Raw genomic sequence first — 12,360 nt, forward strand, 5'->3', positions numbered from 1 at the left:
CTGATGATCTGCCAGGCCAGACTTTCTCATGCCGACACAGCCAATGAAACGCTACAGCCATAATTTTGACATGGTTATTGGCAAGAGGGGCCAGATGCAGTTATTCTTATCCGCTGCGGATTACGGCGAAGCAACAGCCAAGACCAGGCCGCAGCAGTGCTCACGGGTGCGCGCAGAGGGAGATAATGACTGATGGCTGCCGGCAATATACAGAGAGCCTTTGCAAGAACCCTCCATTCCTTCTTTAGTACTAGTCGAAAAAAGCGTCTCATGACACTGCCGAAGGCCTGCGGCAGCAAGAGCAGCGGATACCTCAACAAGGGAAACAGCACTGTATTGATCATCATCCCCACTTGTATGTCATCGTCTTCACGTACCGACGGCAGGTGATCATGGAACACCCGCAATTCACCGGATTGCAAGCAGAGCCCCCCCATGGCGTGAAGTTGAATGCCCACGTCCACCTCCTCCAGATTATAGGCGATCGGGATCGGCAGATATCCACGCGTTCGCAGGAACCAATCCCGACTCATGAGATGACCGCACCCAGGGTAGACGGCCTGCAGCCACAGCCCCTGAGAATCGGTTGACTCCATCGGCAGGATGCTGGCGCAAAACACCGCCGTTTCGGGCAGTCTGACAATGAGGGACCAAGCTCTGGCAAAGTAATCGCGGTCATGTGGAAAAGAGTCATCATCAAAATGAGCCACCCACGGACATCGCGCTTCCTGCGTCATCCGATTTCGCGCTCCGCCAGGCCCTATCAAAATCTCTGAGTGCAAAAGCCGCACTCCGGGAAACTCTCTCAGTACCAAGTCACGTAAAACTCTGTCATTGCCGTCCAGATGCACCAGAATTTCTGCTGGCGGGGGCTGGCAGGCATGCAAACACTCCAGCGTGACACGCAGCTGATCAAAACGCCGAAAGCCCGGTACTGCCACCGAGATTGGAATGCTTGTGTTGGTCATGCAAACATCATCCACGCAGTGCTGGCCGCGGATGTTTGCTGCCACGCAAAACCGGTTGTTGCGGCATAGGAGGACGAGTCGGCGGGAACTGACCGGGCCGAGACCGACGCACCATGCTCTCTAAACGAGGGATGAGACAAAAACCCCAAGTGGCGCAAAGGAATACATTCCCCGTATGATTGAGCACCATCTGCCCCGGCAACACCAGCAGGTGGTAGCAAAAAAAGCCCAGAGCCAGCGACTTGAAAATGGAAGGAGGTGAGCGCCTGAACGCCTCCCAGCAATGCACCATCATCATCACCCGGAACGCATACCACATCAAGAAAGCTGGCCAGCCCAGCTCAGCCAGGCACTGACCAATCTCCATATCATAATAGGGGCATTCTTTCTTGGGATTGGGAACTTTTAACGCGCGGCGGATGCCCAGAGTCGCCGGGTGGGAGGTGCCGATACCGAAGCCCATGAAGTCCACTTCCTTGGCAGCCGCCTCGATGGCCGCCAAAGGGTGCAGGAAAGCGCGACCTTGAACAGAATCGCCAGCAGTTTGCCGTCGGACTTCAAAGGCATTAAAGGCCTTCTGGAAAAAGATCGCAACGCCGCCAGCAGCCACAGTGAAGCCAAACATCAAATAGATGAAGGTGTTTTTGGATTTCCCAATTTTGCTAACGGCGGAGGTGAACCCCACAATCGAGCCGATCGCCAGCAAATAAAACACCGTGGACCGCGACCCGGTCATCAAGGCATTGGCCAGCAGCAGAGGCAGGTTGCCGAACAGCAAAATCAGGCGCTTCTTTCCCTCCATCGCGGTGTACAGACAAAGCGATATAATGAAGAAAACCATCACAAACACGTTGTGGCCACCGATGTAGGAAAAGGTACCGGTGATCCGGGCACGTCCCTGCTCCAAGCCAAAGGTTGCCACACTCTGCACACCGGCTAGATCGCTGGTAGCATAGGTGTTGATGGGAGAACTCGGGCCGGCGAAAAACTGGGCCACCCCCAGTAAACAGATGGGGATCGCAAACAGGGAATATCGGAAAAGCAGTCTTGTCATCTCTTGCTCGTTCCGGAACAGCAAAGGAACCATGAATCCCAAAGGCACGTACCAGAGGTAGATTTTAAGGCCGTAAACCGCAAGCAACGGCGATCCGAGGTTCGGATTCACCGCACCAAAGATCGTCAAAGAAATCGCCATGCACGCGATAAAAGTTCCAGGCACCCGCAGCCGCCAAGCACGCACATCCGGATCCGGGAATAGGAAAAACTTGATGTAGGCTCCCAGCAGGATGATGTCCTTGAAGAAGTACACCAGTTCCGAGCCTTGGGGGAATACCCACTTGCGAATCGCCCCTTCCAGAAGCGCCACCACCATTGCCGCGTGCACCGCCCTCCGCCAGTTCATCATCGAAAGGAAGACGATGATGGTGGAGCCGAAGGCCCCGAGGTATATCATCTGTGAAATGGTCAGCTTCATACGGTTCGAAAACGGTCAGGGAATGAAAAGTGGGATAGCAACGATCAAGCTATTCAAAATCGGGCATTCAGCGCCTGCTGCAAGCGCTGACGGTAGCTGGCCCATGAATGCCGTCGCGCCCAGTCAGCAGCCTTAGAAGCCATCGAAAGCAGAATGGAAGGTTCTGACAATACCTTTTCCAGACAGTCGTGAATCGCCTTGGGCGATCCCACGGGAATCATCCACCCTTGTCGGCCTTCCTCAATAAGTCCCAGCAACCCCGAGTTCACGGTCGTCAGCACTGGCAGCCCCTGACTCATGGCTTCCAGCAAAGCTAATGACAAACCTTCATACCAAGTGGGAAGCACAAAGAGATCATGGCGCTGCATTTCCTCCAGCAGGCGAGTGTGAGGCAGCCTCCCCAAAAAACGCACCTGCGGCGAGCGTTTCGCCTCTGTCACCGGTCCAAAGCCCGCCAGATCACCCGCCACACTCAGTTCAATCCGGTCCCCCAGCGGAGCGATGGCATCCAGCAAATCCGCCAGCCCTTTGGACTGCGAAACCGTGCCTGCAAACAACAATCGAAGCGGCGCTCCGTCGCACGGCACGCGACCATCGCGTTCGGCAACCTCAGGACAGCCATAGGGGACAACCTCCACCGACGCTTTAAACGCCGGCGCTTCAGCCAGGCTGTCTTTCACAAAATCACTGGGCACAATGATCAAATCAGCAATCTGGAGTTCCTCATCGCGTCGGGGCCCGGATTCGGCGAAGGCGTCGGAACTGGGAAGGGTGACCGCCCAATCCGGCCGGGCCTGCCTCGCGGTGTTGACAAGATGTTGAGTGGTGCGCCAATACGGCGTAGGCAGCTCATAGATCGTGCAAAGGCCCAGCCGTTTTGCCTCTCTAAACGTGTGAAGAGAGGTGTCGAAGTAACCATAAACACCATCAAGGCCCTTGACGCTCCGAAGCCTGCGACTGACGGCAAAATCAAACGAACGATTGGCGCGATCCATGTTAAAATAATGGCAAATCCATGGGCTTATCGCAGGAATGTTGAACTCTCGGCAAAGCAATCCACCCACTTCTGACCATGGATGCGTCCTTAATTTTGGGGAGGGAAGCCCTGGGTATAGGCGTCGTTCGAGCTGAGACCGTATACTGCGACCCAAAAAACGACTCACCCAAGGCAATGCAGACCATGCAATCGCATGATGACATTCCGCGAGCGCGCCTTGCTCCAGAAGCGCAATCGCAGCTTGGCGACTGTTTGCATTCCCCGTGCGGTGAGCGAGTAGAATCAAGAAGATTGCTCTGGTTGAATATTCAACTCGTCTTCGCCCCAGACAGTTTCCTCGCCACGTTCGCTGAAGAGCCCCACTGAGAGTGCAGGTGGCCCAAGCCGATCAGCCATAGAACTGAGCATGGTCGCCACTCAGTTTATTGTCACATATCTCCGTTCCCGCAACAACGTCCAGAAGCGCTTCTGGCTGCTGAAAGCAGCGAATCAAGGCAGCTTTGAATGATTTGAATATTGCGGACTCCAAACACCTCTTCTGCGGCAAATGCAAATTGCTCGAACCCAATTTCCTTACGGATTAAAGCTTCCGACTCCGCAGCAATCTCATCCGCATCAAGCGACTGACACACTTGCCCAAGGCTGAACCTTTCGACAAACTCAGCCATGGTACTGTCCTTCGGAGTATGCGCAAAGATTGGCCTCCCAGCACGCAGGTAGGTGCTCATTTTTGTTGGAAAACTCGTCTGACGAAAGACGGCTGCATTTTTCCGAAACGGATACATGGCGTACATGAAACTGCACTTGGACAAAAGATTAACGGCATCGGATTCAGGCATGGTTGCGTGATCATCAATTATGTCAGCAAACATGGCTCGAAGGCGTTTAAACTTTGGTGCTAAACCAATCAAAACCCATCGGACCCGTTTGCCCGTGCGCACAGACAAGGCCCTCAGCCCTTCTCCAAAACGCAAACCGACAGACTCGTCGTAAAGAGTTCCTATATGTCCCACATAGATTTCTTGGTCTACGGCGCCTAACGGCGAACGGATCCCAATCGAAATAGGGGACATGGCAAGGTGGGCAACTTTCGAATCCAATCCAAATTTCTTCTGGTAGTATCGTTGCATCCCCTTGCTGGTAACATCCACTGAACTGGCTTTTCGTAAAGCCCTCGCAACAGGGCGTCTGGCGAGAGACGCCATCCAAGCGAATCGGAACATTCTTGCGAAAACCCCCTTCTCTTGGTCGTCCTGGACTGAGACGTGAATAGGGACACCAGTGATCCGATGCAACTCCGGCACGAGAAGAATTCCTTCATGCATCCCCAAAACCCAAAAAGCATCCGGCGCAAAATCGGCAAGTTTTCGTGCCAGTTGATTGACGGGCTCTTGCCACAAACCCGACCACAAAAATGGCCCACGGATCAAATCAAGAACCAAGGGGCCGCCAACAAAGGGCTCGCCAAGGCAGACCGTCCTGCATCCCTCATAACGGCAAGGGCCATATCCCAAATAAGTCCAAGTAATGTCCCATCCCGTCAAACCGTCGATCTGGGTCCGTAAATTCACACCACCACCACCTATATCAGGATTAAAGCAGGAAAACAGGACAAGCTTCTTCATTCGGCAAATAGGGTATTTGAGAACATTAACAACACTTATTCATTCAAATTCGATCCTCTATGGGGAACCTCCTGAAACAAGCTTTGGCAGGACGATGACGGAACCCAGGTTAATGATCAAAATTTTGGTGCCACATCTCTTTAGCCTTTAAAAGGGATCTGATTTGCGCTGCTAAGACAATGTGGCCAGCAACTCCGTGTAAACACTCTTGATTTGTGATCGAAATCGTTCAGGACTGAACAAAGTGGCAAAGGCCCGACAACGAGCCCTGTCCACGGCAATTTGGGAAGGATGATCCAAATAAAATTGAAGCCGATTGGCGATGGCTTCGCTGTTCATGACCGGAAGGCGCCATGCGGGATCGGGAACTGGGGCACCGCAGTTCGCAGTAACGAGCACTGGAGTGCCGCAGGCCATGGCCTCCACAGCCACCCACCCGAAGGCATCCGCCACGGACGGCAGAACCATCAGATCGCTTTGCGAGTACAGCTCGCGCAAACGATGTTTGGTCACCGGTCCAATGGCCACCACCTCGGCACGTCCTAGCCGATCAGGAATAGGAAACTGGCCTGTAGAGCGGCCCGCAAGAGTCAGATGCACGGGTGCATCAAGCTGCTTCAGAGCCTCGAACAAAAATGGCAGGCCTTTGCGGAACGACAACTCGCCAACAAACAACAAGCGCAACGGCCTGTTGTCGCGGCGTTCCCATACAGCCCCCACAGGACGCCAGAAATCCACATCCACCCAAAGCGGATTCACGAACAAGCGTTCCGAAGAGACCCCCTGAGAGATAAAACTGTCCCGCTGAAAGTCAGAATAGACCATCAACCGATCAGCCAAGGCAAATTCCTGCAGCTTGCGTTCCTTCATGACATTCCCATCCGAAAAGCCACTCCATGGCAACCCCGCCCGATCTGCCGCCTCCCGCATCAGTTCATCCAAAGAGATTGGGTGCAACTGCGGACAGTCATGCAAGGTGCGGGTGCCTGTAGTTTGGGCGGCTTGCAACGAAGCCAAGGCGCAACGCTCTGTCGTCACAAGAACGGTGGGCGGCAAGCGGCGAAGCTCCGCTGCGTAATGCTGGTCAAAGGCCATAAACATTTTCATGGATTCAGCGCCCCCCCCGAATCGCTGGCACACAGTGTTGGCGAGCCAGGGCCAGGGATGTTCGCGCACACTTTGTGTCTCCAAACCAGCAATCCGCCGGTTGCGCAGCCGTTCGGTGCCAAGCAGTCGGCTGGCCCAGCCCCCCCAGCAGCCCTGGGCATCATAGAAGGAGCAATGAAATTCCCGCAGGAGTCCCATTTCCTGCGCCGCCAAGGCGCATTCAAAGGCGGTGTGTACTCCACAGTACATCACATCAATCGTGGCTGCAGAGCGCGACAAACTCATTAAACCTCTCAAATTGCCAACCTTTTCACCTAATGTTGCCACAGCAGCCTTATATCTTCGATTTCAACCGCGCCAAGTCAGCATCGACCAGTTGGAAAACCATTCCCTCAAAGCTGGTTGCTGAGCCCCACCCAGTTTGTTCCCGAATCTTGTCGGCACAGCCCACCAGCGGCACGCTTTCTTCGGCGCGATAAAAAGCTTCACTCACGTCCACGTGATCCTGCCAGTTCAGCCCCACTCGGGAGAAGGCCAGTCGGCACAAGTCTTCTACGCTGTGCAATACGCCACTGGCCACCACAAAATCCTCGGGCTTATGATGATTCAATATTGCATGCATGGCCCGCACATAATCGGGCGCGAAGCCCCAGTCACGCCGGGCGGCAAGGTTTCCCAACTGCAGCTTGTCCGTGCCGCCCAGCGCAATACGCGCCGCAGCCATGCTGATCTTGCGGGTGACGAACTCAGGTCTGCGACGCGGACTCTCGTGGTTATACAGGATACCGACTCCACAAAACATGCCGTACTGCTCCCGGTAATTCCGCGTCAGATGGTAGCCCGCCACCTTGCTGATGCCGTACGCACTGCGCGGATTCAGCGGGGTCTGCTCGTCTTGGGGCGCGCAAGCTGGACGGCCAAACATCTCACTGGAACCAGCAAAGTAAAAGCGGCAGGCTGGTTGAAACTCCTGGAGAGCCGCAAGCAGATAGTGAGTGCTGGCGATGTTATTCTGAATGGTCTGATAGCCATCGGCCAATCGCTCCCCAACAAAGCTGGAGGCAGCCAAATGATAACACTCATCAAACGCGGTTCTAGAGATCAGCCGATACAAGCCGGGGAAGTTGTCCAGACTCACGGCGTGCAGGTGGCAGCGCTGGTACAATTCCGGTGGAACATCCTGCAGCAGATTGCTCCGGATGTGCTCCAGCCCGATCTGACGTGCCAGGCCGTGCACCTCGTAGCCCATCCCCAGTAGGAACTCAGCGAGATAAAATCCGTCTTGTCCTGTGATGCCGGTGATAAGCGCTCGTTTCATGTCACAAAGAAAATGCCCCAAGTCCAGAGGAGCGGGAGTTGAAGTGAAGCATACGTAGCTGGTCCGCGTAGCTGGCTGCATTTTGAGCTAGGGAATGCTGGTCATACCATCCTTTAAATGCGCCGGCCAACGACTCCCACGGAAGTTTGGAGACTTCCGTGATGCGCTCAAGGGTGATTTCATTCAAGAGATGTGTGCCGTCTATCAATCCGTCTTCAAGCCGGGGACGCTGTCCCTGGCAGATGACCACCAGACCGTGGGAGGCAAAGGCCGCCATCAAAGTTGACCTGCCAAAGTATTCGGGATCGTAGGCCGAGTAGCCCGCACGGCATGAAAGCAACAGTCTTGATATGTCCTCAGCCGCCATAAAGCCATGGCCCAGTAATTCGACCCCCAATGTCTCGACATCCGGCAGCAGCCCCCCCCCCAGCACATGAAGCCGGGACAAACCCAGGCGGCGGCAATGTGCAGCCGCTCGTGCGATAAGGACACCCAGGGTTTCTCCTGTGTAATTACCCCAGCCAAACATGAACATGGCGGGTTCGCGCTCGTTCCAGGCAGGCAGCGTTTTCGGTTCGCCAAAGTTGGAAAACACCGGCATGGTCACCACTTCCCGCCCATTCATTCCGGGAACCGAGCGCAACCACGCGGCATACCGCTCCCGGTTTGTGCGCACGCCATCTGAAGCCAGCGCGATCCGGCGAATCACCCACTGTTGCAGGGGGCGCAGCCAGAAGGCGGAGGAAGTCACCGGGCCCGAGGCTGCCAACTCATGAAACATGGTCAGCAAACGTGGACGGTCCTGAATTTGGCTAAGCTCCTGCCAAGCTGCAGCCAGCCACAGCGGCACTCCTCGTTTTTGAAAGCCGTAACATGACAGATGCAGGATCACCGCGGAAAATTCACTCTTTCGTGAAACCACGAAATCGACGAGACTCCTCGTGCTCAAATCCGGCAGCCTGTGAACAGGAAACTCCACCTCTCCCACAGGCTCCTTCCAAGAGGTTCCAGCACAAAGAAAGCTGCTTTGCATGCCTTGTTCTGACTCAAGGCGTTGAGCCAGCCCCCAGGCATAGTCGCCGACTCCACAAACAGCCGGTGGAACTTTCGGCAGAACTTGCAAGATCTGAATTTTTTCTTTGACCATCTGTTTTTTGAAATTTTTCAATCAGCAGTCTCTCAATAAAAACCACTAACTCAGCACTCAGAGCCCATTGACACCGGAGGGCGGGCGATAAGAAAAAAACGTTCGTCTGGTAATGACATGCCAGAAAACCAAGGAACAAAATTTCCTCCGGACTCGGGCGTGATAAAACAGGAGTATCCATGGTATACAAAGACCTGCAAAATCACCTCTTTGGTGGTGTGCTGTTCCAGACCAGCCCCGACATGGACTTCGACGAAGAACTCGGCCCCCTGACGCAGCACCGCTGAAGCTCCGGCGAGGGCCTCGCCCTCGAAGCCTTCAATGTCTATGACCACCACATCAGGCATGCCAAACTCAGCCGCGAGGGAATCTACAGAGACAGTTGAAACGGAGACACCAGCCCCTTTAAGGCAGACTTGTCCATTGAGTGTAGCAGTGAAGTCGATCGACCGACCGGGCTCCCTTGCAACCAAGGCATGAATAACCGTGACCTGATCGGTCAGCAGATTGAGAGCGGCGTTCTGCCGTGCAACACGGGCATTGTGAGGAGTGGCCTCCACAGCGACTACATGGCCATCAGGAGCAACTTCACCGGCAAGCATCATAGCTACAATACCTTGGTGGGCACCTAGATCGAATACACGCGCTCCGGGCCGAAGCCTGCCTTGGCGCATGAAAACGATTTCTCGCAGTTCCGGCCAGTCGTGATCATACCAACCTTCCGCCAAGGTATCCGTGAGACGGATAGAAAGCTCACGCGTCCCGTAGCGATGGGTCACCGTCCGGGCGGAAAAGTTACGAATAAGCCGACGCAACCGCCATTGCTTGATGCAATGAACGCAAGCCGGGGACAACAGCTTTTTGGCGATATGCCGGAGGAAATTCATGGCAGGAAAGATGTTGGTGATCGGAGGAGAAGGAATGGAAACGATCATGCCGACCGCAGAGCGGCAACGAACTGGCCACAGGCCCGCTTGAGCCGGTGTAATCTGCCGCGCAGAGAATTATTTGCCGAAACCCTTCGGATCGCCGCCTGCTGGACTTGGAGAGCCCAGGTTTGTTTCTCTTCAGGTGTAAGGAATTGCTCCATTAAACTGTCAATCGGCCGATGTTCCTCTATGCGGCAGCCGGCCCAGTGAATGAGGTAGGGCTTTCTTCGAGGGTCGGTCCAGTAACACTCGAACTCGCCTGGGTAGTCCCCTGCCCATGTGGACTCAATCCGGGTAGGGGGCAGGGTAAGGTTGGTCACGGGCACCCTGCTCGCATGCACAAGCAAGTTTATCCCTGGTTGTTCGTGATGGGGAAATGTTAGACAGGTGCCGCGAAAATCCGGAGACTCACAGCGCATGCGGAGTTCATCCAAAGTAAAGAGGCGTCGGTCACATGCCCACTGCCCAGTGTTGAAAACGTTGACCTGCCAATTGGTGGACATCCGGGAGAACGCCCTGGCTGATTCAACCGTCAGTGTTTCGTTTGGGTTCTTCCAATGACCGCATGAGGTGACGAATCCTTCATAAGCCGCAAGTGCTTCACGCGGATCACAGAGAAAAATGACATCAGAATCAACGAACTGAAAATTCGCTTCCATGAGGCACTGGTACTTCTGCATGGTGGGATGCGCGTTCCACTGCCGCAGCCAAGCCGAAAGCTCTGGTTCCAGCCACCACTCAGCATTAGGAGGCAGATCAAAACGGCCATCGTTGTAAGGGATGACGCGTAGCGGCAAATCGCAGCCAACGGCCCGCAGAGATCGCTCCATGGCTAAAAAGCGGAGACGCACCTCAGGGCTTGCCAAGGTGGCAATGAATTCAAGCTTCATGATGACTATGCAGTAAGTAGCTCGTTCAAGTCGTGGAGGCGCCAGCATAGCTGCCCTGGAGGAGGCGGCGCCTCAGGCAGGCGGCTAATATGCGCCAGTGTCTGGGGGAAAGCAGCGTAAGCCGATCTGCCATGCGTTCACGGGCCGTGAAAGGTATCCGACTCAATTCCAGGGCGCGCTGGAGAAGCCCCTCCACGGCACACTGCGGCGAGAAGTGCTGCAACCAGACTTCCCTGGCCCGCTTGCCCATCGCAACAGCCCGGTGGCGGTTCCGCTCCAATAGATGGGGAATCTGCCCGACATCGGCCTCGGGAACAAAGAGGGCAAACTCTTTCCACGGGATGTCCGAGACTGGCAGCCAGTCGTCGCTTATGATCACCGGGGAGCGGCCGAGTTGCATGACTTCAAACAGGCGCATGGAAGTAGGCCCCAAACCACGCGGACATAAAACAAAGTCAGAATCGAGAATGGTTTGAAGGAAAGCTTTTTGGAAAGGCTCGCGATCAGTCGCTCTCATGAACATCGCGGAAGAGCCGCTGGCAGTTTTAAGCAAGGCTTCTGGGTGACTCAATGCTAAGAGACGTTTTCTAATGGGATGTGTCTGAGAATCGCCTACAAAGGAGAACAAATAAATTCTTTCAACCTTGGCGATGGCAACTTCTGAAATTGCACTCAATAAAGGATTGTCGTGAACACGGACAAGGTAACTGAAGGAACGGCGGGTATGAACATTGGGATGGTGCCTGTCGATGGAGGGCGAGATCGTGCGGCAAAGTGTCAGCGTGACATCGCTAATATGGTAGAGGACGCATTTCTGGCGATGCGCACGGAACACTGGATGGCTAACAACATCAAAAAAATAGGGATCAAGGCCTGCGTACGTTTCGGCGAACAGAATCAGATCGGCTTGGGCAGGGTCGCCACAAAATTCAAATTCACCCTTCTGGCAGAATTTCCGGATCCAATCAAGAATAGAAAAATCCTTATCTGAAGTATAGGCACTGAGTAAATGAACCTTCACAAAGAAGCGCTTAAATAATACCCGATTTTTTTAATCAAGCGCGATGGACGCTAAAACGGAGCCACTCATCAAAATGCGCCCTGGAAAATACGCAGTTTGCGTGCAGAGACCGCTCGGCAGAATTTTGAATGATTAACGCTTGAGTTCGCATAATAAATCCCCGGTAACATCCAGATGGGAAAGTCGATAAATAGGTTGAAGGTAAGCAATGGCAGCCGAGTGCTCCGCCTCGGAAAGGTGTCTGTATTCGAAAAGGATTACCTTGGGTCTGAACCGGGAGAGGTCGAGCTGGCTAAGGATTTGCCAATCAAAGCCCTCGGTATCAATATGGAGGAGATCAATGCGGGAAATATGGTTGCGGGCGAGAACATCGGCAAGAGGCAGAGTTGTTATGGTTATTTCTGCGATGTGGGGTTCAATGATGGCGCCGAAATGCTTGAGAATGTGATTACGGTCAAATGAACCCAACTGATCCCACCAAGGAGGCAAGTCTGATATTGTCCGTAAAACAGAAGGATGGACAATGAAAAATGAACTGGTCCCCGCTTGATCAGAAATTGCTACATTTTCAAAGCGGACGTTAGTGCAACCTTGATAAGTTTGTGTGAGCCGCTGAAAAAGTTCCGGAACTGGTTCCACAAGCAGCGCATTCCAACTTGGATGAGATTGGAGGAGGGAGTAAACCGGATCGCCAGCCCTACCGTCGTTGGAACCAATTTGAACAACTGAAAGGTTGTTCAACCGTCCGAGGATTTTGCTGAGGCGTCGGCTGGGATCGACAGAACGGGCATGCCATCGCTTGGGAAGTTGGCCAAGCCATTTAATCATGCGGCCGGGAAATGAAACTGAAGGAAGGATGGAACTCATTGATTCTTTAAGGAATC

At 54.1% G+C, this 12,360-nt stretch carries 11 protein-coding genes; all 11 read right to left on the minus strand.

What is annotated here, in order from left to right; genetic code table 11:
* Positions 1 to 74: 74 nt before the first annotated feature.
* Entirely contained in the window at positions 75 to 968 is an 894-nt protein-coding gene (locus AC3RLQ_RS10005; protein ID WP_493036686.1) for a glycosyltransferase family 2 protein, read from the minus strand.
* A 7-nt stretch (positions 969 to 975) separates the two neighbouring features.
* Positions 976 to 2,442, minus strand: coding sequence for a hypothetical protein (locus AC3RLQ_RS10010; RefSeq protein WP_493036687.1), 1,467 nt, complete (start codon positions 2,440 to 2,442; stop codon positions 976 to 978).
* Positions 2,443 to 2,495: 53 nt separating this feature from the next.
* Entirely contained in the window at positions 2,496 to 3,437 is a 942-nt protein-coding gene (locus AC3RLQ_RS10015) for a glycosyltransferase family 4 protein (RefSeq protein WP_493038839.1), read from the minus strand.
* A gap of 430 nt (positions 3,438 to 3,867) precedes the next feature.
* Positions 3,868 to 5,064, minus strand: coding sequence for a glycosyltransferase family protein (locus AC3RLQ_RS10020; protein WP_493036688.1), 1,197 nt, complete (start codon positions 5,062 to 5,064; stop codon positions 3,868 to 3,870).
* Positions 5,065 to 5,235: 171 nt separating this feature from the next.
* Complete coding sequence (locus tag AC3RLQ_RS10025) at positions 5,236 to 6,456, minus strand: glycosyltransferase family 4 protein (protein WP_493036689.1); 1,221 nt, start codon at positions 6,454 to 6,456, stop codon at positions 5,236 to 5,238.
* A 49-nt stretch (positions 6,457 to 6,505) separates the two neighbouring features.
* On the minus strand, positions 6,506 to 7,489 hold the full coding sequence (locus tag AC3RLQ_RS10030) for a GDP-mannose 4,6-dehydratase (RefSeq protein ID WP_493036690.1): 984 nt from the start codon (positions 7,487 to 7,489) through the stop codon (positions 6,506 to 6,508).
* 1 nt (position 7,490) lies between these two features.
* Positions 7,491 to 8,657 (minus strand): hypothetical protein, encoded by a 1,167-nt coding sequence (locus AC3RLQ_RS10035; protein WP_493036691.1) that lies wholly within the window; start codon positions 8,655 to 8,657, stop codon positions 7,491 to 7,493.
* 29 nt (positions 8,658 to 8,686) lie between these two features.
* The gene (locus AC3RLQ_RS10040) at positions 8,687 to 9,571 is read right to left on the minus strand and encodes an FkbM family methyltransferase (protein ID WP_493036692.1); all 885 of its coding nucleotides are present in this window, start codon (positions 9,569 to 9,571) and stop codon (positions 8,687 to 8,689) included.
* Positions 9,568 to 10,455: a hypothetical protein gene (locus AC3RLQ_RS10045; RefSeq protein WP_493036693.1), complete on the minus strand. Its 888-nt coding sequence runs from the start codon at positions 10,453 to 10,455 to the stop codon at positions 9,568 to 9,570. Before AC3RLQ_RS10045 ends, AC3RLQ_RS10040 begins: the two co-directional genes overlap by 4 nt.
* Positions 10,456 to 10,480: 25 nt before the next feature.
* The gene (locus tag AC3RLQ_RS10050; protein ID WP_493036694.1) at positions 10,481 to 11,476 is read right to left on the minus strand and encodes an exostosin domain-containing protein; all 996 of its coding nucleotides are present in this window, start codon (positions 11,474 to 11,476) and stop codon (positions 10,481 to 10,483) included.
* 132 nt (positions 11,477 to 11,608) lie between these two features.
* Positions 11,609 to 12,343: an FkbM family methyltransferase gene (locus AC3RLQ_RS10055; protein ID WP_493036695.1), complete on the minus strand. Its 735-nt coding sequence runs from the start codon at positions 12,341 to 12,343 to the stop codon at positions 11,609 to 11,611.
* Positions 12,344 to 12,360: the final 17 nt, after the last annotated feature.

The organism is Prosthecobacter sp. GW821-HT29F12 (assembly GCF_058803405.1).

What these genes read in the sequence shown, in the direction of transcription:
- AC3RLQ_RS10040 (WP_493036692.1), bottom strand. Translation starts at nt 9,571, where the DNA reads ATGATCGTTTCCATTCCTTCTCCTCCGATCACCAACATCTTTCCTGCC.
- AC3RLQ_RS10010 (WP_493036687.1), bottom strand. Translation starts at nt 2,442, where the DNA reads ATGAAGCTGACCATTTCACAGATGATATACCTCGGGGCCTTCGGCTCC.
- AC3RLQ_RS10005 (WP_493036686.1), bottom strand. Translation starts at nt 968, where the DNA reads ATGACCAACACAAGCATTCCAATCTCGGTGGCAGTACCGGGCTTTCGG.
- AC3RLQ_RS10030 (WP_493036690.1), bottom strand. Translation starts at nt 7,489, where the DNA reads ATGAAACGAGCGCTTATCACCGGCATCACAGGACAAGACGGATTTTAT.
- AC3RLQ_RS10025 (WP_493036689.1), bottom strand. Translation starts at nt 6,456, where the DNA reads ATGAGTTTGTCGCGCTCTGCAGCCACGATTGATGTGATGTACTGTGGA.
- AC3RLQ_RS10055 (WP_493036695.1), bottom strand. Translation starts at nt 12,343, where the DNA reads ATGAGTTCCATCCTTCCTTCAGTTTCATTTCCCGGCCGCATGATTAAA.
- AC3RLQ_RS10020 (WP_493036688.1), bottom strand. Translation starts at nt 5,064, where the DNA reads ATGAAGAAGCTTGTCCTGTTTTCCTGCTTTAATCCTGATATAGGTGGT.
- AC3RLQ_RS10015 (WP_493038839.1), bottom strand. Translation starts at nt 3,437, where the DNA reads ATGGATCGCGCCAATCGTTCGTTTGATTTTGCCGTCAGTCGCAGGCTT.
- AC3RLQ_RS10045 (WP_493036693.1), bottom strand. Translation starts at nt 10,455, where the DNA reads ATGAAGCTTGAATTCATTGCCACCTTGGCAAGCCCTGAGGTGCGTCTC.